The sequence below is a fragment of the Streptomyces sp. NPDC021356 genome (assembly GCF_040641015.1).
Classification (GTDB): domain Bacteria; phylum Actinomycetota; class Actinomycetes; order Streptomycetales; family Streptomycetaceae; genus Streptomyces.
In genome coordinates, this window is the sequence record NZ_JBFACU010000018.1 from 55,307 (window position 1) to 79,334 (window position 24,028).

Consider the following 24,028-nt stretch of genomic DNA (forward strand, 5'->3'; position numbering starts at 1 on the left):
GGGTCAGTCCTCCTGGTTGGGGGTGGTGTCACCGGTGGCCTCGGCCAGGCGGGCGGCCAGGATCGGTCCGATCTGGGCCAGTGAGCCGGCTTCGGTCATCTTGTTGTGCCGGGTGGTGATCTCGTGGGACGTGATCCGGCCCGTGAGGTAGGGGCGCCAGGTCGCGGGCCCGGCGTCGTTCCCGTCTCGGTCGATGGTCGAGTTGAACAGCAGCAGGTCGCCGTCGAACACGGAGGGGACGAAGTCGACCGCCAGTCTCGCGTTGTTGATCATGATGTGGACGATGACTTCGACCTGACGTTCCGTCAGGCCCTGCAGCGCGCTGCCCCGCCGGTTCAGGACCTCGGCGACCTCGGCGTAGGTCAGTTCCCGGTCGCCCAACTCGTCGGGGTCGACGTCGAGCACGCCGACGAGCACGTCCCGCTCGGTGGGCACGGGCGTCTCCTCGAACCGCACGTCCTTCACCGGGTAGGCGTCCAGGACGGCCAGCAGCGCGGTCCGCTCGCCGCGCGACTGCAGCTCGCAGGCGAGGGCGTGGGCGATCAGCCCGCCGGCGGACCAGCCGAGCAGCAGGTAGGGGCCCTGCGGCTGGATCTTGCGGATCTGGTCGGCGTAGTCGGCCGCCATCTCCTCGAAGGAGGCGGGCAGGGGTTCGGGGCGGCCGAGGCCGCGCGCCTGGATCGCGTAGACCGGGTGCTGGGGACCGATGTGGTTGAGCAGCCCGCTGTACGACCAGCTGATGCCGCCGCCGGGGTGGACGCAGAACAGCGGCGTGCCGGTCCCGGTCGGCCGCAGCGGCAGGACTACGTCCAGCGCGTCCTCGGGGTCGTCCATGACCAGGCGCTCGCTGAGCCCGGCCACGGTCGGCGCCTCGAACAGCGTGCGCAGGCCCAGTTCCAGACCGAGGGTCTCGCGGACGCGGGAGGCCAGGCGGGCGGCGAGCAGTGAGTGGCCGCCGAGATCGAAGAAGTTGTCGTCGATGCGCACCTGTTCCCGGCCGAGGACCTCGGCGAAGAGGTCGCACAGGAGCTGCTCCCGCGGCGTCCTCGGGCCGCGTCCGGCGCCCGTCGCCGCGTACTCGGGGGCGGGCAGGGCGGCCCGGTCGATCTTGCCGTTGTCGGTCAACGGCAGTGTGTCCAGGACGACGAAGGCCGACGGCACCATGTAGTCGGGCAGTTCGCGGCGCAGCCGCCCGGAGAGCTCACCCGCCTCCGGTACGCCCTCGGGGGCGGCCACCAGGTAGGCGACGAGCCGCTTGTCACCGGGCCGGTCCTCGCGGGCGACGACGGCCGCCTGGGCGACATCCGGGGAACTCGCGAGGATCGCCTCGATCTCGCCGGGCTCGATGCGCAAGCCGCGGAGCTTTACCTGGTGGTCGGTCCGTCCGGCGAACTCCAGTGTGCCGTCGGCCGCCCACCACGCCAGGTCGCCGGTGCGGTACATCCGGCTCCCGGGCGGCCCGTACGGGTCGGCGGTGAAGCGCTCCGCCGTCAGGCCGGGCCGGCCTAGGTAGCCGCGGGCCACGCCGGTGCCCGCGAGGTACAGCTCGCCGACCAGGCCCACGGGCGCCGGGCGCAGGTGCGCGTCGAGCACGTAGGCGCGCGTGTTCGCCATGGGCCGGCCGATCGGCACGGTCGCGGCGTGCTCGGGCAGGTCGCGCACCGGGTGGCAGGTGGCCAGAGTGGTCGCCTCGGTGGGCCCGTAGCCGTCGACCACCTCGATGCCGGGGCAGGCCCGGAGCACCCGGGCGACGGCGGCCGGGGAGACCACGTCCCCGCCGGTCCAGACCTCCCGCACTCCCGCGAGCAGGTCCGGCCGCTCCTCGGCGACCAGGCGGAACAGGCCCGCCGTCAGCCACAGTCCGGTCACCCCGTGCGTGCTGATCGTGTGCTGCAGCAGGTCCAGGTCGAGCCGCTCGGGCGGTGCGACCACGACCGTGCCGCCGCTCAGCAGCGGCACCCACAGCTCGTAGGTGGAGAGGTCGAAGGCGGTCGGGGAGTGCATGAGCACCCGCTCGTGTCCGCCCCGGTGCCATTCGGGGCTCAGCGCGAGGCCCACCACGTCGCGGTGGGTGACGGCCACGCCCTTGGGCCGGCCGGTCGAGCCGGAGGTGTACATCACGTACGCCAACTGCTGCGGGTCGCAGCATACGTCGAGGTCGGAAGCGTCGGGCTCACCCTCGATCAGCGCGGTCAGCACCTCCTCGGTGAGCACCAGCGCGGCCCCGGCTTCCTTGAGGATCAGCTCGATCCGGGGCTGGGGGAAGCGCGAGTCGAGGGGCACATAGGCGCTGCCCGCCTTGGTGATCGCCAGGAGAGCCACGACCAGGTCCGCCGAGCGGTCCAACAGCACCGCGACCGGTGTCTCCGGGCGTACACCCTGGCGGATCAGTGCCCGCGCGAGTCGGTCGGACCGCTTGTCGAGTTCCCTGTACGTCAGCTCGCCGGGGCCCGCGACGACGGCCACCGCGTCCGGGGTGGCACGGACCTGGCGGGCGAACAGCTCCGGCAGCGCGGCCCCGGGCAGCGTGGCCGGGACGCCGGTGGACGCGGACAGCAGCCGGTCGCGTTCCTCGTCCGACAGGACGTCGATGCGGCCGATCGGCCGGTCGGGGTCGGCGACCGCCGCGCGCAGCAGCCGGGCCCAGCGGGCGAACAGCAGCTCCACGGTGGCCGGTTCGAACAGGTCGGTGGCGAACTCCACCGCGCCGACCAGGCCGTCGGGTCCGCCGTCCGCGCGGAACCGCTCGGCGAGGCTGAACGTCAGGTCGACGCGCGAGGTGCCGGTCGACGCCTCCAGGTGGCCGGTGGACAGTCCCGGCAGCGTGAACTCGCCCACCGGCGCGTTCTGCAGGGCCAGCATGACCTGGAACAGCGGGTGGTGGGACAGCGACCGGGCCGGGTTGACCACCTCGACCAGGTACTCGAACGGCACGTCCTGGTGGTCGTAGGCGGCGAGCGCCTTGTGCCGCACCCGGTCGAGCAGTTCGGTGAAGCCGGGGTCGCCGCTCGTGTCGGTACGCAGCACCAGCGTGTTGACGAAGAAGCCGACCAGGTCGTCCAGCGCCTCGTCGGTGCGCCCGGCGATGGGGCTGCCGATCGGGATGTCGGTGCCGGCGCCGAGGCGGGTGAGCAGCGCGGCGAGACCGGCCTGGAGCACCATGAACATGCTGGCGCCGCGCGCGGCGGCCAGGTCGCGCAGCGCCTGGTGCAGGTCCGGGTCCAGCGCGACCGCGACGCGGTCGCCCCGCTGGGTGGCGACCGGGGGGCGGGGCCGGTCGGCGGGCAGCTGCACCTGCTGCGGGATGCCCGCCAGCTCGTCCTTCCAGTAGGCCAGTTGCCGGGAGAACAGGCTGTCCGGGTCGGCGGTGTCGCCGAGCAGGTCGCGCTGCCAGCAGGTGTAGTCGGCGTACTGCACCGGCAGCGGGGGCCAGTGTGGCTCCTCACCCCGGCAGCGCGCCGTGTAGGCGGCCGCGAGGTCGGCGGAGAGCGGTCCCATCGACCAGCCGTCGGCGGCGATGTGGTGCACCACGACCAGCAGGACGTGCCGGTCGGGCGCGAGCGCGTACAGCTCGGCCCTGACCGGCGGCTGTGCCGCCAGGTCGAAGCCCCGCCGTGCCGTCGCGGCCAGCCGCTCGGCCAGCCGGTCCTCGTCGAGCGGGATCACCGGCAGCTCCGGGTACGCCTGCCCGGCGTCCAGTACGACCTGGTACGGCACGCCGTCCGTCTCGCGGAAGACCGTCCGCAGGCTCTCGTGCCGGGCGATCACGTCCGCGAGTGCGGCGTGCAGGGCCCGGCGGTCGAGCGCGCCGGTCAGGCTCAGCGCGAGCGGCATGTTGTAGGTGGCGCTCGGCCCGTCCATCCGGTGCAGGAACCACAGGCGGCGCTGGGCGAAGGACAGCTCCACGCGGTCAGGGCGCGGCCGGGCGGTCAGCGCGGGCCGCGCCGTGCCGGAGCCGTCGAGGCGGGCCGCCAGTCCGGCCACGGTCGGCGTCTCGAAGAGCGTACGGACGTCCAGTTCGGCGCCGAGGGTCGCGCGGACGCGGGCGGCCAGGCGGGTGGCCAGCAGCGAGTGTCCGCCCAGGTCGAAGAAGCTGTCCTCGACGCCGACCTGGGCCAGACCCAGCAGCTCGGCGAACAGTCCGGCGAGGAGCTGCTCCTGCGGGGTGCGCGGTGCCCGGGCGGTCCCGGCCGTCCCGAGGCCGGGCGCGGGCAGCGCGCGGCGGTCGAGCTTGCCGCTGCCGGTCAGCGGCAGTGCCTGGAGCACCACGAACGCCGACGGGACCAGGTGGTCGGGCAGTCGTCCGCGCAGCCATTCCCGGAGTTCGCCGATGAGGGCGCCGGTGCCGCGGCTGCCGGTCGGGCGGTTGGTCAGTGACGACAGGGGCCTGGAGGCGGTGACGGCCGGCCGGTAGGGCTCGACGGGGGCCCCGTGGCACGCCCGCGGGTCGGCGAGGACGACGTCCACGGCGTCGTCCTGCGCGGCCGACCAGGTGACGCCCACCCAGCGGCCGAACTCCTGCCCGAGGGCCGCGAAGTCCTCCGGGTCGGGCAGTGCGCTGTCCTCCGGGCCGTGCAGCCGTTCCAGCAGCCCGGCGAGCGAGCCGTCACCGTCCTGCAGGGCCCGGGCCAGGGCGGCCTCGCGCGCCACGCGGCGGTTCGGCACCCCGGTGATCCGCAGCAGGTCCGCGTGCGGCCGGGCGAGCAGCTCGCGCAGCTCGTCCAGCCCGGTGACCTGCCGCCCCCACTCCAGCTCGGCCGTCCGGCGGGGGGCGGCCGGGGTGACCGGCGCCTTGCGCAGCGTCACGTCGTAGCGGTAGCGGGTAAGTTCGTTGTGGTGGCGACCGCGCTTGACCTCGACGCTCACCGCGCCGAGGTCCGTGCCGCGCGCGCGCAGGACGGTGAAGAAGTCCGGGTCGACGAGGAGTTCCTTCTCGACCCTGACGGCCTGCTCCACAGCCCGGCGCACCGCCGCGAGGTCGCCGTCGGCGCCGGTCCGGTGCAGTTGGACCGCGGTGGCCAGCGGGCGCAGCAGCCGCAGGTTGCGCACGTCGCCGACGAAGAGCGTGCCGCCGGGCGCGAGCAGCTCCATCAGCTTTCCGATCACGTCCGCGAGGTACTCGGCGGACGGGAAGTACTGCACCACCGAGTTGATCACGACGGTGTCGAAGTGCCCGGCCGGCAGGCCGTCGGTGTCGTGCGCGGGGCGGGTCTGGAGCACGGTCCGCCCGGCCAGGTCGTCCCGGCGGGCGATCTGGGCGGTCAGCGCGTCGATGGCCGTGGCGGAGAAGTCCGTCGCCCAGTAGGTCTCGCAGTGCGGTGCGATCTGTGAGAGCAGCAGTCCGGTGCCGACGCCGACCTCCAGTACCCGGCGGGGGCGCAGGGCCAGGATGCGGGCCACGGTGGCGTCCCGCCATTCCCGCATCTGCTCGACCGGGATCGGGCTCGTGTCGTAACTGCTGTTCCAGCCGACGAAGTTCTGGCCGAAGCCGGCCTCCTCCGGGGTGATGGGCAGGCCGTCGTAGATGTCCCGCCACTCGCTCACGTGGTCCGTCTCCAGGCCGCTGTCCCGGTCCTCGTCCTGCTGCGGGACGATGTAGCCGACGAGCCGGTCGTCCTGGGCGAGGACGGCGGCCCGGGCGACGGCTGGGTGTTCGGCCAGCGCCGCCTCGACCTCGCCGGGCTCGACCCGGAAGCCGCGCACCTTCACCTGGTCGTCGGTACGGCCGACGTACTCCAGCTCTCCGTCGGCACGCCGGCGCACCAGGTCTCCGGTGCGGTACATGCGCTCCCCGGCGCCGAACGGGCAGGCGACGAACCGCCCGGCCGTCAGGCCCGGCCGGTTCAGGTACCCGCGCGCCAGGCCGGCGCCCGCGACGTACAGTTCCCCCGCCACGCCCTGCGGCACGGGTCGCAGCCGCTCGTCCAGCACGTACACCCGGGCGTTGGCGATCGGACGGCCGATCGGCGGCACGCCCGTGCCGGGTGCCAGCGGGTCGCTCATGGTCGCGCACACCGTGGTCTCGGTCGGTCCGTAGGCGTTGACCATCCGGCGCCCGGACGCCCAGCGGTCCACCAGCTCCGGCGGGCACGCCTCGCCGGCCACCACCAGTGTCGACAGCCGCACCGAGTCCTCCGGGACGGCGGCGAGGACGGACGGGGGCACGGTCGCGTGGGTGAGCGCCAGGTCGCGGTCTGCCAGGGCGGCGACCGGGTCCCCCGTCGGCGGCAGGACCAGGGCGGCGCCGCACAGCAGCGCGGTGCAGATCTCCGACACCGAGGCGTCGAAGCTGGGCGAGGCGAACTGCAGCACCCGGCTGGTGGGGTCGATCGCGAAGCGCTCGGTCTGCGCGGCGACCAGGCTCGCGATGCCGCCGTGGCCGACGACGACACCCTTGGGGCGGCCGGTCGACCCGGAGGTGTAGATCACGTAGGCCGGGTGCCGGGCGTCGAGTGCGACCGCGGGATCGGTCTCGGGCCACGCGGACACCTCGGTCACCAGCGCCGGGTCGTCGACCACCAGGGACGGCCGGGCGTCGTCCAGCATGTACGCGATCCGCGCCCGCGGGTACGCCGGGTCCACGGGCAGGTACGCGGCCCCGGCCTTCAGCACGCCGAGGACGGCCACGACGGCCTCCACCGAGCGCGGCAGGGCCACGGCCACCGTCTGCTCCGGCCCGACGCCCCGGGCGATCAGCGCGTGCGCGAACCGGTTCGCACGGGCGTCGAGCTGTCGGTACGACACCTCGGTGTCGCCGCACACCAGCGCCACCGCGTCGGGGGTCGCCGCCACCTGCGCCGCGAACGCCTGCGGCACCGGGACGGCCGCCACCTCCCGGGCGGTCTCGTTGCTCCCCTCCAGCAGACGGTGCCGCTCGTCGGCGCCGAGCAGTTCGATCGCGCCGATCGGCCGGTCCGGGTCGGCGGTGACGGCTTCCAGGAGGCGCGTCCAGCGTGCGGCGAGGGCCGTGACCGTGGAGCGGTCGAACAGGTCGGTGCTGTACTCGATCGCGCCGACGATCCCCGCCGGGCCGCCGTCCGGTCCGGACCGCTCGACGAGGCTCACGCCGATGTCGAACTTCGCGGTCCTGGTGTCCACCGCGTAGGTGGTGACGTCCAGGCCCGGCAGGGAGAAACGGCCCATGGGAGCGTTCTGCACGGCCAGGATGGTCTGGAACAGCGGGTGGTGGGACAGTGACCGGGACGGGTTCAGGACCTCCACGAGGTGCTCGAAGGGCACGTCCTGGTGCGCGTACGCCGACAGCGCGCTCTCCCGCACCCGGCCCAGCAGCTCGGTGAAGGTCGGATCGCCGCCCGTGTCGGTGCGCAGCACCAGCGTGTTGACGAAGAACCCGACCAGATCGTCCAGCGCCTCGTCGGTCCGCCCCGCGATCGGGCTGCCGATCGGGATGTCCGTCCCGGCGCCCAGCCGCGTGTACAGCGCGGCGAGCGCCGCCTGCAGCACCATGAACAGACTCGCGCCCGAGCGGCGCGCCAGCTCCAGCAGGGACGCGTGCAGTTCGGGGCTCAACTCCAGAGCGACATGGTCCCCGTGCCACCCGGCCACGGCCGGCCGGGGCCGGTCGGTGGGCAGCCGGAGCAGCTCCGGCAGGTCGGCGAGCTGGTGCTTCCAGTGGTCGAGCTGCTCGGCGAACCGGCTTCGGTGGTCGGCGGCGTCGCCGAGCAGGTCCCGTTGCCACAGCGTGTAGTCCGCGTACTGCACCGGCAGGGCGCGCCAGTGCGGCGCGCGGCCCTCGCACCGGGCGGTGTACGCCTCGGCCAGGTCGCGGGCCAGGGGGCCGGTCGACCAGCCGTCACCGGCGATGTGGTGCATCACCAGCAGCAGGACGTGCGTGTCCGGCGCGAGCGCGAACAGCTCCGCCCGCAGGGGCGCCTCGTTCTCCAGGTCGAACGGCAGCCGGGCGAACTCGGCCAGTCGCTCGGGGAGGTCCGCCTCCGACACCCGGATCAGTCGCGTCCGGGGCCGGGCCGTGGCGGGCGCGAGGACGAGCTGGCGGGGTACGCCGTCGACCTCCGGGAAGACCGTCCGCAGGCTCTCGTGCCGGGCCACCACGTCGGCCAGCGCCGTGTCCAGCGCGGTCCGGTCGAGCGTCCCCGTCAGCCGGAGCGCGAGCGGGATGTGGTAGGTCGCGGCGGCGCCGTCCATGCGGTGCAGGAACCACAGGCGGCGCTGGGCGAAGGACAGCGGCACCGCCTCAGGCCGCTCGCGCCGGGCCAGTGCCGGGCGGGTACGGCCGTCCTCGGTCAGCGACTCGGCGAGGCCGGCCACGGTGGGCGCCTGGAAGAGGGCGCGCAGTCCCACCTCCACGCCGAGCACCGAACGCACCCGTGCGGCCAGCCGGGTGGCGAGCAGGGAATGCCCGCCCAGCTCGAAGAAGTCCTCGTCGACACCGACCCGCGGTACGCCCAGCACTTCGGCGAACAGCTCGCACAGGATCTGCTCCCGCGGTGTGCGCGGCGCCCGGCCGCCGGCGGCCGTGTCCGGCGCGGGCGCCGGCAGCGCCGCCCGGTCCAGCTTCCCGTTCGGCGTCAACGGCAGCGCGTCCAGCAGCACGAACGCGGACGGCACCAGGTAGTCGGGGAGCCGGTCACGCAGGTGCGCCGCCAGCTCCGCGGGGCGGACGGTGACGCCGGGGCGGGCGGCGACGTAGCCGACGAGCCGGTCGTCCCGGGCGAGCACGGCGGCCCGGGCGACGTCCGGATACTCGGCCAGCGCCGCCTCGACCTCGCCGAGCTCGATCCGGAAGCCGCGCACCTTCACCTGGTCGTCGGCGCGGCCGACGTACTCCAGCTCTCCCCCCGCCTCCGGCCGGGGGGACCCCCAGGTGCGGCGGCGCACCACGTCCCCGGTGCGGTACATCCGCGCACCCTCCGGGCCGAACGGGCAGGCGACGAACCGTCCGGCCGTCAGGCCCGGCCGGTTCAGGTACCCGCGCGCCAGGCCGGGGCCGGCGACGTACAGCTCCCCCGCGACACCGGGCGGCACGACGCGCAGCCGCTCGTCGAGGACGTACGCCCGGAAGCCCGCGACCGGCCGGCCGATCGGCGGTGCGCCGGACCCCGGGGACAGCGGGTCGCTCATGGTCGCGCACACGGTGGTCTCGGTCGGACCGTAGGCGTTGATCATCCGCCTGCCCGGCGCCCAGCGGGCCACCAGCTCCGGCGCGCACGCCTCACCAGCGACGACCAGGGTGGTGGCCGTGAGGTCGGCGCCGTCCACCGCGGCCAGGGCCGACGGCGGAAGGGTCACGTGCGTGACACCGAGCCGGCGGTCCGTCAGGGCCTCCAACGGACTGTCGGACGGAGCCAGGACGAGAGCGGCCCCGGTGAGGACGGCAGCGCACAGGTCCCAGAAGGACGCGTCGAAGCTGGGCGAGGCGAACTGGAGCACCCGGCGGCCCGGCGCCACGCAGAGCCGGTCGGCCTGCGCCGCCACCAGCCCCGACACGCCGGCGTGGCTCACCACCACGCCCTTGGGGCGGCCCGTCGAGCCCGAGGTGTAGATCACGTAGGCCGGGTTCCGGGCGTCCACCGCGACACCCGGATCGGTCTCCGGCAGGCCCGCGGCGCCGGCCACCAGGGCCGGATCGTCGACGACCACCGTCGGCCGCGCGTCGTCCAGCATGAACGCGATCCGTGCCGCCGGGTACGCCGGGTCCACCGGCAGGTACGCGGCCCCGGCCTTCAGCGTGCCCAGCACCGCCACCACCGACTCCACCGACCGCGGCAACGCCACCGCCACAATGTGTTCCGGGGCCACGCCCCGCGCCCTGAGCGCGTGCGCGAACCGGTTCGCCCGGGCGTCGAGCTGCCGGTACGACACCTCGGTGTCCCCACTCACCAGCGCCACCGCGTCGGGCGTCTGCGCCGCCTGGGCGGCGAACAGCGCCGGCAGGCTCTTCCCGGCCGCCTCGCTCCCGGCGGCGGGCAGCAGCTCGTGGCGCTCCTCGGCGGACAGCAGGTCGATCCCGCCGATCGGCAGGTCCGGCCCGGCGACGACCGCGGCCAGCAGCCTGGCCCAGCGGGCGGCCAGGGCCTCGACCGTCGCGCGGTCGAACAGGTCGGTGCTGTACTCGATCGCGCCGCTGAGCCCGGCCGCCGCACCGTCCGGCCCGTGCTCCTCCGCGAACCCGAAGGTCAGGTCGAGCCGTGCGGTCCCGGTCAGCACGGGGATGCCGGTGACCCTGAGACCCGGCAGGTCGAAATCACCACCCGGTGCGTTCTGCACGACCAGGCCGGTCTGGAACAGCGGGTGGTGGGACAGGGACCGGGACGGGTTCAGCACCTCCACGAGGTGCTCGAACGGCACGTCCTGGTGCGCGTACGCCGACAGCGCGCTCTCCCGCACCCGGCCCAGCAGCTCGGTGAAGGTCGGGTCCCCGCTCGTGTCGGTGCGCAGCACCAGCGTGTTGACGAAGAACCCGACCAGATCGTCCAGCGCCTCGTCGGTCCGCCCCGCGATCGGGCTGCCGATCGGGATGTCCGTCCCGGCGCCCAGCCTCGTGTACAGCGCGGCGAGCGCCGCCTGCAGCACCATGAACAGGGTGGCCCCCGAGCGGCGCGCCAGCTCCAGCAGGGACGCGTGCAGTTCTGCGTCGATCCGCATTTCCAGCAGGTCGCCGCTGTACGACATGGTGGCCGGGCGCGGCCGGTCGGCGGGCAGCGGCACCTGCTCGGGCAGCCCGGCCAGCGCCTCTTTCCAGTAGGCGACCTGGTGGGCGAAGAGGCTGTCCTCGTCGTGCTCGTCGCCGAGGACGTCGTGCTGCCACAGTGTGTAGTCGCCGTACGTCACCGGCAGCGGGGGCCAGGCGGGCGCCCCGCCGCCGCGCCGGCTGGTGTAGGCGGTGGCCAGGTCGCGGGCGAGCGGGCCCATGGACCAGCCGTCGCCGACGATGTGGTGCATGACCAGCAGCAGCACGTGCTCGTCGGGGGCGAGGGCGAACAGTTCGGCGCGCAGCGGCACTTCCCGGGTCAGGTCGAACGCCCGCACCGCAGCGGCGCGCAGCAGGGCGGGCATCTCCGCCTCGCCGGCCGCGCGCACGGTCAGCGGGACGGGGACCTCCGCGGTGTCCACGACCCGCTGGTGCGGGATCCCGGCGGTGTGCGGGAAGACCGTGCGCAGGGTCTCGTGCCGGGCCACGACGTCGGCCAGTGCGGCGCTCAGCGCGGCCCGGTCGAGGTCGCCTGAGAGCCGCAGGGCGAGGGGCATGTGGTACGTGGCGCTCGGGGCCCCGAACTGCTGGAGGAACCACAGGCGGCGTTGGGCGAAGGACAGCGGCATGGCCTCGGGACGTGGCCGGGGCACCAGGGCCTTGCGTGCGGCGCCCGTGCCGTGCAGCCCGGCGGCCAGTCCGGCGGGGGTCGGGTGCCGGAAAAGGGAGCGCAGCTCCAGTTCGGCGCCGAGGGTCGCGCGGACCCGCGAGACCAGCCGGGTGGCGAGCAGGGAGTGCCCGCCGAGGTCGAAGAAGCCGTCGTCGACACCGACCCGCGGTACGCCCAGCACCTCGGAGAACAGCTCGCACAGGATCTGCTCCTGCGGCGTGCGCGGCGCCCGGCCGCCGGCGGCCGTGTCCGGCGCGGGCGCGGGCAGCGCCGCCCGGTCCAGCTTCCCGTTCGGCGTCCACGGCAGCGCGTCCAGCAGCACGAACGCGGACGGCACCAGGTGGTCCGGGACCCGGTCGCGCAGGTGCGCCGCCAGCTCCGCGGTGCTCGCCACGGTCGTGGCCGGCGGGACGACGTAGGCGACGAGCCGGTCCTCCCGGGCGAGCACCGCGACCTGTGCGACCGACGGGTGCGCGGCCAGCTCGGCCTCGATCTCGCCGGGCTCGACCCGGAACCCGCGGATCTTCACCTGGTGGTCCGCCCGGCCCGCGAACTCCAGCTCGCCGTCGGCCCGCCAGCGGACCAGGTCGCCGGTGCGGTACATCAGGGTGCCGCCCGGACCGTGGGGGTCGGCGACGAACCGCGTGGCGGTGAGCCCTGGCCGGTTCAGGTAGCCGCGGGCCAGACCCGCCCCGGCGAGGTACAGCTCACCCAGCACGCCGGGGGCGACCGGTCGCAGCGCCGCGTCCAGCACGTACGCCCGGCAGTTGGCGATCGGGCGGCCGATCGGCACGGGCAGCGGGCAGTCGGCGGGGTCGGCCGGGAGCGGGTAGGCGGTGATCACATGGGTCTCGGCGGGGCCGTAGTGGTTGTGCAGCTCCCGGCCCAGGCGCCGGGCCGCGAAGCGGCGTACCACACCACCGAGCCGCATCGCCTCCCCCGCCTGCGCGATCAGCCGCAGCCTCGGCAGCGCGAGACCGGCCTCCTCGGCGGCCTCGGCCAGCGCCTCGATCACCAGGTTGGGCGCGAACAGCTCCTCGACCTCGTTGCGGTCCAGCCAGCGGGCGAAGAGCTCGGCGCTGCGGCGCTGCTCCTCGGTCGGCACCACCAGCGTCTTGCCGTACAGCAGCGCGGAGAGGGTCTCCTGCACCGAGACGTCGAAGCTGAGGGCGGTGAACTGCGCGGTGCGCGTGCCGGGTGCGCCGCCGACGGATTCGTGGTGCCAGGCCAGCAGGTTCAGCAGGCCGGCGGCGGGCATCACGACGGCCTTGGGCCTGCCGGTGGAGCCAGAGGTGTAGATGACGTACGCGGGGTGGCGCGGATCCGCGGCGGCGGCCGGGTCGTGCTCCGGCCAGGACCCGTCCGGTACGACGGCCCCGAGGTCGTCGAGCACCACGGCCGGGCGTGCGTCATCCAGCATGTAGGCGATCCGGGCGGCCGGGTAGTCAGGGTCGACCGGAAGGTAGGCCGCGCCCGTCTTGAGCACGGCGAGGACGGCGACGACCAGCTCGGCGGAGCGCGGCAGGCGCAGGGCCACGACCTGCTCCGGCCCGGCCCCGCGCGCGATCAGCGCGTGCGCCAGGCGGTTGGCCCTGCGGTTCAGCTCCCGGTAGGTCAGCACGGTGTCCTCGAACAACAGCGCCGGCGCCTCGGGAGCCGCCCGGACCTGCGCCTCGAACAGGGCGGGCAGGGTGGCGGCGGGAACCGGGCGCGCGGTGTCGTTGCGCGCGACCAGCAGGTCGTGCCGTTCCTCGGCGGTGAGGACGTCGATCCGGCTCAGCGGCCGGTCCGGGTCGGAGGCCACCGAAGCCAGCACACGCAGCCACCGCGCGACCAGTGCCTCGACCGTGGTGGCGTCGAAGAGGTCGGTGCTGTACTCGACCCGCCCGACGATGCCTTCGGCCGGTCCGCCGGGGCCGCCGCACTCCAGCAGGTGGAAGCCGAGGTCGAACATGGCCGTCGGCGTCCGCACCGGGAAGATCTCGGCGGTCAGACCGCTCAGGGCGAACTCGGTGCCGGGCACGTTCTGCAGCGCGAGCAGCACCTGGAACAGCGGCTGGCGGGCGAGGGACCGGGACGGATTGCACGCCTCGACGACGTGCTCGAAGGGCAGGTCCTGGTGCGCGTAGGCGCTCAGCGCGCCCTCCCGGACCCGGCCGAGCAGCTCGGCGAAGGTCGGGTCGCCGCTCGTGTCGGTGCGCAGGACCAGGGTGTTGACGAAGAACCCGACCAGGTCGTCCAGCGCCTGGTCGGTCCGCCCGGCGATCAGGCCGCCGACCGGGATGTCCTGTCCGGCGCCGAGCTTGTCCAGCAGGGCCGCCAGCGCGGCCTGGAGCACCATGTACACGCTGGCGCCGTGTTTCCGGCCCAGGCGGACCAGGCCGGCGTGCAGACCGGCGTCCAAGGTGATCGGGAGCCGGCCCCCGGACCAGGAGGGGGTCGCGGGGCGGGGGCGGTCGGCGGGGAGCCGGAGCTGCTCCGGCAGGTCCGCCAGCCGCTCCGTCCAATAGGCCCGCTGGCGGGCGAACAGGCTGTCCGGGTCGGCCGGGTCGCCGAGCAGCTCGCGCTGCCACAGGGTGTAGTCGGCGTACTGCACGGGCAGCGGTGCCCACCGCGGCTCCTCGCCCGCGCGGCGTGCCGCGTACGCGGTGGCCAGGTCGGCGGCGAGCGGGCCCAGCGACCAGCCGTCGCCCGCGATGTGGTGGATCACCAGGAGCAGCACGTGGTCGTCCGCCGCGACCCGGAACACCTCGGCGCGCAGGGGCGGTTCGGCCGCGAGGTCGAATCCCCGGGTCGCGGCCCGCGCCAGCAGGTCCGGCAGGTCCGTCTCGTCGGCCGGGACGACCGACAGCGCCGGGCGCGCCTCCTCGGGCGGCAGCAGCCGCTGGTGGGGCACGCCGTCGACGGCCGGGAAGAGCGTGCGCAGGGTTTCGTGCCGGTCGACGACGTCGCCCAGCGCCGTCTCCAGGGCGGGCACGTCCAGCGGCCCCGTGAGCCGCCAGGCCAGCGGCATGTTGTAGACGGAGTCCGCGCCTTCCATCTGCCGCAGGAACCAGAGCCTTCGCTGCGCGGACGACAGCGGCACCAGCGCGGGCCGCTCGACCCGCCGCAGGGCGAGCCGGGCGCGGTCCGCGTCGCCCAGCGCGGCGGCCAGCCCGGCCACCGTCGGGCTCTGGAACAGGGTGCGCAGGGCGAGTTCCACGCCGAGAGCCGCACGGACCCGGGCCGCCAGCCGTGTGGCCAGCAGGGAGTGCCCGCCCAGGTCGAAGAAGTCGTCGTCGACACCGACCTCGGACACGCCCAGCACCTCGGCGAACAGCCTGGCCAGCACCTGTTCCCGGGGCGTGCGCGGGGCGCGGCCGGACCGGGTCGCGTCGGTGTCCGGCTCGGGGAGCGCGCGCCGGTCCAGCTTGCCGCTGGTGTTCACCGGCAGGGCGTCGAGGGGGACGAATACGGCGGGCACCATGTAGTCGGGCAGCCGCTCGCGCAGGTGCGCCCGCAACTCCTCGGGGCGCAGCGCGGCCCCTGCGGCGGGTACCGGGTAGGCGACCAGCCGGGGATCCTCCGCCCGGTCCTGCCGGACGATCACGGCGGCCTGGGCGACCTGCGGGTGTGCCACCAGGGCCGCCTCGATCTCGCCCAGCTCGATCCGGAACCCCCGGACCTTGACCTGGTCGTCGGTGCGGCCGAGGAACTCCAGGTTCCCGGCCGCGCCCCAGCGCGCCAGGTCGCCGGTGCGGTACATCCTCGTGCCGGCCGGGCCGGACGGGTCCGCCACGAACCGCGCCGCGGTCAGCCCGGGCCGGTCGAGGTAGCCGCGCGCCAGGCCCGCACCGGCGAGGTACAGCTCACCGGGCACGCCGGCGGGCACCGGCTGCATGGCGGCGTCGAGCAGGTGCAGCCGTACGCCGGCGAGCGGTCGGCCGATCACCGGGTGGGAGTGCGGCGCGAGCGGCGCGCACAGCGAGTCCACCGTGCACTCGGCCGGCCCGTAGTAGTTGAGGGAGGACACGCCCTCGGCCGCCCGCAACCGCTTCCAGAGCCGCTCCGGTACGGCTTCCCCGCCCAGGCCGACGAACGAGGGCCGCCACCGCGGGTGGTCCAGCAGGCCGTGGTCGACGAGGACTTGCAGGTAGGAGGGGGTACCGCCGACGGTGTGCAGCCCGGCCCGCGAGGCGTACGCGAGGTAGGCGTCCGGATCGGTCCAGGTCGCCTCGTCCAGCATGTGCAGCTCGTGGCCGGCGTAGAGGGCGAACAGCTGGTCGCAGGAGGCGTCGAACGACACGGACGTCGTCAGCCCGATCCGCATCCGCTCACCCGTACGGAAGACCAGCGGGCGCTGGGCGGCGAACAAGTTGGCCAGGCCGCCGTGCGTCACCACCACCCCCTTGGGCTGCCCGGTGGAACCGGAGGTGTAGACCACGTAGACCGGGTGGTCGGGATGGACAGTGACGCCCGGATCGGTCGACGGGCACGCGGCCACCGCCGCGGCCGTTCCCGGATCGTCGGTCACCAGCCACCCGGCGGGACCGGCCTGCGGCAGCCGGCCGCGGGTGCGGGTGTCGGTCACCCCCAGGACCGGCCGGGCGTCGTCGAGCATGTACGCGACCCGCGCGGCCGGGTACCCCGGGTCGACCGGGAGGTACGCGGCGCCGGTCTTCTGCACCGCGAGGACGGCCACCACCAGCTCGGCCGACCGCGGCAGGGCCACCGCCACCAGCCGCTCCGGGCCCGCGCCCCGCGCGCGGAGCGCGTGCGCCAGCCGGTTCGCCCGCGCGTCCAGCTCCGCGTACGTCAGCGAAGCGTCCGGTCCCACCAGTGCGAGTGCGTCCGGAGTCTCGCGGGCCTGTGCCCGGAACAGTTCGGGCAGGCTTTCGGTGAACGGCCGGGCCGCCGGGCCGACGCCCAGCGCCTCCAGTCGGGCGCGCTCCTCGGCACCGAGCAGGCTGAACCGGCTGAGCCGGGACCGCGGGTCGGTGACCACGGCGCGTAGCAGCCGGACCCAGCGCTCGCACATCGTCCGGACGGTGGCCGGGTCGTACAGGTCGCAGGCGTACTCGACGAAAGCGTCGATCCCCGCCGGGGAGCCGTCCTCGGTGTGCCGCTCGGCCAGGGTGAAGAGCAGGTCGAGCTTGGCGGTGGTCGAGGCGGGCGGCATGCCGGCGACGCGCAGGCCGGGTGGCGCGAAGTCGGCGCGGGGAGCGTTCTGCAGCACCAGCATGACCTGGAACAGCGGGTGGTGCGCCAGCGACCGGGCCGGGTTGAGGACCTCGACCAGGTACTCGAAGGGCAGGTCCTGGTGGGCGTACCCGGCCAGTGCGGTCTCCCGGACCCGGCCCAGCAGTTCGGCGAACGTAGGGTCGCCCGAGGTGTCGGTGCGGAAGACCAGGGTGTTGACGAAGTAGCCGACCAGCTCGTCCTGGGCCTGGTCGGTCCGGCCCGCGACGGGGCTGCCGACCGGGATGTCGTCGCCCGCGCCGAGCTTGCTCAGCAGGACCGCCAGCCCGGCCTGGAGCACCATGAACAGACTGGTGCCATGGGCTCGGGCCAGTTCGTGCAGCATGCGGTGCAGGCCGGCGTCCAGCTCGGCCCGGACGGACCCGCCCCGGTGCGAGGCGAGGGCCGGGCGGGGCCGGTCGCCGGGCAGCGGAAGCTGTTCGGGCAGGTTTGCCAACTGCCGTGTCCAGTAGGCCGTCTGGCGGGCGAGTGGGCTGTCCTCGTCGGCGGCGTCGCCGAGCAGCTCGTGCTGCCACAGCGTGTGGTCGACGTACTGGACCGGGAGCTCGGCCCACTGCGGTGCCTCGCCGCGGCGGCGCGCCGCGTAGGCGGTGGTCAGTCCGTGCGCGAGCGGGCCCAGCGACCAGCCGTCGCCCGCGATGTGGTGGAGCACCACCTGGAAGACGTGTTCGTCCGCCGCCAGCTCGAACAGCTCGGCGCGCAGCGGCATGTCGACGGCCAGGTCGAACGTCCGGGCCTGCGCCTGCGCCCTGACGTCCGCCAGCTCCGCCTCGGTCGCCCGGCTCACGAGCAGCCGCGGGCGGGCCTCCGCGACGTCCAGCACCCGCTGGCGGGGGACGCCGTCCACCGCCGGGAAGACGGTGCGCAGGCTCTCGTGCCGTGCCACCACGTCCGCCACGGCGGCCTCCAGGGCCCGCCGGTCCAGCTGCCCGGACAGGCGCCAGGCCAGGGAGATGTGGTAGCCGGCGCCGGCGTCCTCCAGCTGGTGCAGGAACCACAGGCGTCGCTGGGCGAAGGAGAGCGGGATCGCCTCGGGACGTTCGCGCCGGGCCAGGGCGGGCTGCGCCGGTCCGGCCGCCACCAGGGCGGCGGCCAGACCGGCCGGGGTCGGCGCCTCGAACAGGGCTCGCAGCGGCATCTCCACCCCGAGCGTCGCGCGGATCCGGGCGGCGAGGCGGGTGGCCAGCAGGGAGTGCCCGCCCAGGTCGAAGAAGCCGTCGTCGACACCGGCCGACGCGACGCCCAGGACCTCGGCGAACAGCTCGCACAGGATCCGCTCCTGCGCGGTGCGCGGCGCGCGGGCCTGGGCCGCCGGGGCGAGGTCAGGTGCGGGCAGGGCCCGGTGGTCCAGCTTGCCGTTGGTCGTCAGCGGCAGCGCGTCCAGCACGACGAACGCCGACGGCACCATGTACTGCGGCAGGCGGGCTGCCAGGTGCGTGCGCAGCTCGTCCGGCCGGGGCCCGGCCCCGGCGTCGGGCACCAGGTAGGCGACCAGCCGGGTGTCGTCGGCCCGGTCCTGCCGGGCGAGGACGGCGACTTGGGCTACGCCGGGGTGCGCGGCCAGCGCCGCCTCGATCTCACCCGGCTCGATCCGGAAGCCGCGCACCTTCACCTGCTGGTCGGCGCGGCCGACGTAGCGCAGGCTGCCGTCGGCCGCACGGCGGACGACGTCGCCGCTGCGGTACATCCGCGATCCCGGCGTGCCGAACGGGTCGGCCACGAACCGCCCGGCGGTCAGGCCGGGCCGGTCCAGGTAGCCGCGCGCCAGGCCGGCGCCCGCGACGTACAGCTCGCCGGGCACGCCCGGGGCGACCGGGCGCAGGTGGGGGTCCAGCACGTACGTCCGCAGGTCCACGAGGGCCGTGCCGATCTCGCCGGCGGCGGCGCCGGTCCGGCCGAGCGCCACGTGGGTGACGTGCACCGTGGTCTCGGTGATGCCGTACATGTTGACCAGCCGCGGCGCGTCGTCCGGGTGCCGCGCGTACCAGCTCGCCAGCCGGGTGTGCTCCAGCGCCTCGCCGCCGAACACGATCGTGCGCAGCGCGAGGCGGCGGCCGGTCTCCGGAGCATCCGCGTCGGCCTGCATGAGCTGGTAGAAAGCGGACGGCGTCTGGTTGAGCACGGTCACCCGCTCACGGGCGAGGAGCGCCAGGAAGCGGTCGGGCGAGCGGCTGGTCTCGTGGTCCACGACCACCAGGCGGCCGCCGTGCAGCAGCGGCCCCCACAGCTCCCACACCGAGAAGTCGAAGGCGTAGGAGTGGAAGAGCGTCCAGACGTCCTGGGCGTGGAAGCCGAACAGTTCCCTGGTCGCGCCGAACAGCCGCACCACGTTCCGGTGCGGGACCACCACGCCCTTGGGGGCGCCGGTGGAGCCGGAGGTGTAGATGACGTAGGCCGCGTGCCGCGGGTCGAGGGGGACCGCCGGGTCCGTGTCCGGCAGGCCGTCGAGGTCTGTGGCGTCCAGCAGCAGCCGGTCCACGTGGTCCGCGCCGGGCAGGTCGCCGATCCGGCTCGTGGTCACCAGGAGCGCGGGCCGGGCGTCCTGGAGGAGGTGGCTGATCCGCGCGGCGGGGTACGACGGGTCCACCGGGAGGTAGGCGCCCCCTGCCTTGAGCACGGCGAGCACCGCCACGATCTGCTCCGCCGAGCGTGGCAGGGCCAAGGCCACCCGCCGCTCCGGGCCCACTCCCCGGGCGATCAGGGCGTGCGCCAGCCGGTTGGCGCGGGCGTTCAGCTCGGCGTAGGTCAGGGAGAGGTCGCCGTCGGTGACCGCTACGGCGCCCGGGTTCTGCCGTACCCGCCGCTCGAACAGCGCGGTCAGGCTGTCTGCCGTAGGCTCCTCTCGCCGGTCGGCGGGCGCCGGGAGCAGTGCGCGCAGTTCCTCCTCGGACAGGACGTCCACCTGGCCGAGCCTGCGGCCCGGGTCGGTGACGACAGTGCGCAGCAGCCGCAGCCACCGCTCGACGATGCCGGTCACGGTGGGCTCGTCGAACAGGTCGGTGCTGTACTCCACCACGCCCGACAGGCCGTCCCCGTCGGGCTGTTCGGCGAGGACGAAGGTGAGATCGCACTTGGCCGTCCCGGTGGGCGCCAGGTCGGTCGTCACTCGCAGCCGGGGCAGGTCGAAGGCGTCCAGCGGCGCGTTCTGCAACGCGAGCATGGTCTGGAACAGCGGGTGGTGCGCCAGCGACCGGGCCGGGTTGAGCGCCTCCACCAGGTGCTCGAACGGCACGTCCTGGTGCGCGTACGCGGCGAGCGCGTCGGTGCGTACCCTGCGCAGCAATTCGGTGAACGAGGGGTCCCCGGAGAGGTCGGTGCGCAGGACCAGGGTGTTGACGAAGAAACCGACCAGGTCGTCGGCGGCCTCGTCGGTGCGTCCGGCGACGGGTGTGCCGATCGGGACGTCGGTGCCCGCGCCCAGCTTGCCCAGCAGGGCGGCCAGTCCGGCCTGGAGCACCATGAAGAGACTGGCGCCGCCCCTGCGGGCGAGCGTGCGCAGGCCCTGGTGCAGTTCGGCGTCGATCCGCACCGGCAGCCGGTCGCCCCGGTAGGACATCGCGGCCGGCCTGGGCCGGTCGAACGGCAGCTCCACCTGATCGGGGAGGTCCGCCAGCCGGCGGCGCCAGTAGGCGAGCTGACGGTTCAGGAGGCTGTCCGGGTCCGTGCCGTCGCCGAGCAGCTCCCGCTGCCAGAGGGTGTAGTCGACGTACTGGACCGGCAGCGGCGACCACGTGGGTTTCGCGCCCTCGGCGCGGGCGGCATAGGCGGCCGTGAGGTCCCGCGAGAGCGGGCCGGTCGACCAGCCGTCGCCGGCGATGTGGTGCACGACCAGCAGCAGTACGTGCTCCTCGGTCGTCAGCCGGAAGAGTTCGGCGCGCAGCGGCGGCTCCTCGGCGAGGTCGAAGCCGTGCCGGGCCGCTCGCGCGAGCCGCTCGGGCAGCTCGTGTTCGCCGGTCTCGGTCGTCCGCAGCCGGGGCCTGGCCTTCTCCGGGTCCAGCACCCTCTGGCACGGCACGCCGCCGATCGCGGGGAAGACGGTGCGCAGGCTCTCGTGCCGCTCGACCACGTCCGCCAGGGCGGCTTCCAGGGCCCGCTGGTCCAGGTCCCCGGACAGCCGCACCGCCAGCGGAATGTTGTAGGTGGCGCTCGGGCCCTCCATGCCGTGCAGGAACCACAACCGGCGCTGCGCGAAGGACAGGGGGACGACGTCGGGCCGCTCCTGGGGCACGAGCGCCGGACGGGCCCGGCCCGCGCGGTCCACGGCCGCCGCCAGTTCCGCCGCAGTCGGCGCGTCGAACAGGTCACCCAGCCGCAGCTCCACGCCGAGGACCGAGCGGATCCGGGCGACCAGCCGGGTGGCGAGCAGGGAGTGCCCGCCGAGGTCGAAGAAGTTGTCGTCCGGTCCGGCATCGGGCGCGGCGAGCACCTCGGCGAACAGCCCGACGAGCAGGCGTTCGGTCGCGGTGCGCGGGGCGCGGCCCGGTGCGGTGGGCCCTTCCGGTCCGGGCGCGGGGAGGGCTCGCCGGTCGAGCTTGCCGTTGGGGGTCAGGGGCAGCGCGTCCAGCAGCACGTACGCGGCCGGCACCATGGGCCGGGGCAGCCGGTCGCGCAGGTGGTCGCGGAGGACGGCGCCGGTCACGGTGGCGCCGGGTTCGGGCACCGCGTAGGCGACGAGCCGTGGCTCCCCTCCCGGTTCGGTGTGCGCCGTCACGGCGGCCCGGGCGACCTGCGGGTGCTCGGCGAGCACGGCCTCGATCTCGCCCGGTTCGACCCGGAAGCCGCGGACCTTGACCTGGTCGTCGGTGCGGCCGAGGAACTCCAGGTTCCCGGCCGCGTCCCAGCGCACCAGGTCCCCGGTGCGGTACATCCGCGACCCGCTCGGCCCGAACGGGTCCGCGACGAACCGCCCCGCGGTCAGCCCCGGCCGGTTCAGGTAGCCGCGTGCCAGCCCCGCGCCCGCGATGTACAGCTCGCCCCGCGCACCGGCCGGCAGCGGCCGCAGAGCGCCGTCGAGCACGTACAGCCGGGTGTTGGTCACCGGCCTGCCGATCACCGGGTGCGGGCTCGACTCCATCGGCGCGACGACCGAGTTGACGGTGCATTCGGACGGTCCGTAGAGGTTGAGGCAGGTCACGCCCTCGGCCGACCGCAGCCGGTCCCACAGCGCCTGCGGGACAGCCTCGCCGCCCGCGGCGACCAGCGCCGGGCGCCACTGCGGGTCGCTCAGCAGCCCGTGCGCGACCAGTTCCTGCAAGTAGGAGGGGGTGGCTTCGAGGTAGTCCAGTCCGCGGCGCGCAGCGTAACCGACGAGGGCGGCGGGGTCGGACCATGTCGCCTGATCGAGGACGTGCAGCTCGTGGCCCCCGAAAAGGGCGAGCAACTGGTTCCAGGAGGCGTCGAAGGAGACCGAGGTGGTCAGCGCCACCCGCAGCCGCCGACGTGTTCTCAGCGCCGGCGCGAAGTGCTGCTGCCGGAGGTCGGTGAGCAGGTCGAGCAGACCGCCGTGGGTGGGCAGCACGCCCTTGGGCCGTCCGGTGGAACCCGAGGTGTGGATGACGTACGCGGGGAGGTCCGGGACGATGGCCACTTGCGGGTCGTCCGCCGGACAGGCGGCCACCGAAGCGGCCGTCTCCGGGTCGTCGAGGACCAGACGGCCGAAGGGGCCGCACTGCGGCAGCCGCTCCGCACCGCCGGAGTCCGTGACGAGCAGGGCCGGCCGGGCGTCGTCGAGCAGCAGGGCCGTCCGGGCGGCGGGGTACCCGGGGTCGACCGGCACGAACGCCGCCCCGGTCTTCAGCACCGCGAGGACCGCCACCACCAGCTCGGCCGAGCGCGGCAGGGCCACCGCCACCAGCCGCTCCGGGCCCGCTCCCCGGACGATCAGGGCGTGCGCCAGCCGGTTGGCCCGCGCGTCCAGTTCCGCGTACGTCAGGGAGACGTCTCCGCACACCAGGGCGGCGAGGTCCGGGGTCGCCCGGACGTGCTCCCGGAACAGCTCCGGCAGGCTCGCGGCCGGGACTTGGGCGACCGGGCCGGTACCGAGCGCCGCCGGCTCGCGGTGCTCCTCGTCGGTGAGCAGCGGGACCCGGCCCACCGGCTCGTCCTCGTCCCAGTCCGCGAGGGTGTCCAGCAGCGCGAGCAGCCGCCGCTGGTGGTCGGCGAGGTCGCCGGGTCCGTACGCCTGGGGGGAGCCGTGCAGCCGGAGCAGCGGCGGGTTGCCGTCGCGGTAGTCGAAGACCCAGACGGCGAGGTCGGTGGTCGACCCGGACACGAAGTGGTGCACGGAGGCCGGGTGCCCGGCGAAGCTCGGCCGGGAGTTGAAGGCCATGATGTTGACGATCAGCGGGAACGCCGTCCCGATGCCGCCGGCGAAGCCGAGGTCCCGCAGCAGGTCCTCGCTGCGGTACCGCTCGTGCGCGACCGCCGCATCGACCTCCCGCGCCGCCTGGGCGACGAGTTCGCCCCAGGGCATGTCCGGCCGCACGCTCAGCCGCAGCGGCACCACGTTGGAGGTCGTGCCCGGCACCGCCGTCAGGTCTCGGTCGGCGCCCCGGCGGGCGGTGACGGGCAGGGCCAGCACGACGTCCTGGTCGCCGGTCAGCCGGTGGGCGTAGAGGGCCGTCGCGGCGACCAGCAGCCGGGACCAGCGGACCCCGGACCGGTCCGCCGCCGCCCGCAGAGCCTCCGGGCGGCGCAGTTCCCGCTCCTCGGCAAGCCGGAGGGGGCGGTGCGGGTCGGTCACGGAAGCGTCGGTGAGCCGGGTCGGGGCTGGAACGTCGGTGAACCGCTCGGTCCAGTAGGCGCGGTCGGCGGCGAAGTCGGTGGAGGCACGGTAGGCGGTGTCGCTGTCGACCAGGACCCGCAGCGGGCCGAAGGGGCAGGGGGGCACGGCCGTACCCTCGGCCAGGGCCGAGTACACCTCACCGACCCGCTGGCGGAGCATGGAGCTGCTGATCGCGTCGAGTACCAGGTGGTGGTAGTTCAGGTACCAGAGGTACTCCATCGGTGACGCCTTGATCAGCGCGTGGCCGAACAGCGGGTCACGGGCGAGGTCCAGCGGGCGCAGCAGGTCGCGCTCCATCCAGCGAATGGCCTCTGCCCGGGGGTCTGGCTCGGCGCTGAGGTCCAGGTGGGCCGGGGCCCAGTCCCAGCTCTCCCGGAGGATCTGGCGCGGGCCGTCGCCGTCGTCGGTGAAGGTCACGTGCAGGGCGTCGACCTCGTCGACCACCTGGCGCAGTGCCGTCTCGAACAGTTCCCGGTCCACCGGGCCGTGGATCTCCAGGCACTCGCCGACGCGGTAGCCCGTCACGGGCGTGCGGGCGCTCTGCTCCGCGAGCCAGATCTCGCGTTGGGCCGCGGTCAGCGGCAGGGCGTCACCATCGCGACGGGACATGCGGGTACCTCCGGAAGTTGGGCAGGCGTGGTGACAGGACACGCCGGAGCGCGCC

Annotated in this window: 1 protein-coding gene; it reads right to left on the minus strand. The window is 74.7% G+C overall.

Annotation, left to right across the window (positions count from 1 at the left end):
• Positions 1 to 3: 3 nt before the first annotated feature.
• Positions 4 to 23,973 (minus strand): non-ribosomal peptide synthase/polyketide synthase, encoded by a 23,970-nt coding sequence (locus AB0G56_RS24370; protein ID WP_360972673.1) that lies wholly within the window; start codon positions 23,971 to 23,973, stop codon positions 4 to 6.
• Positions 23,974 to 24,028: the final 55 nt, after the last annotated feature.

Excerpts from the sequence above, each read along its gene's own strand:
- AB0G56_RS24370 (WP_360972673.1), bottom strand. The coding sequence starts at position 23,973 with ATGTCCCGTCGCGATGGTGACGCCCTGCCGCTGACCGCGGCCCAACGC.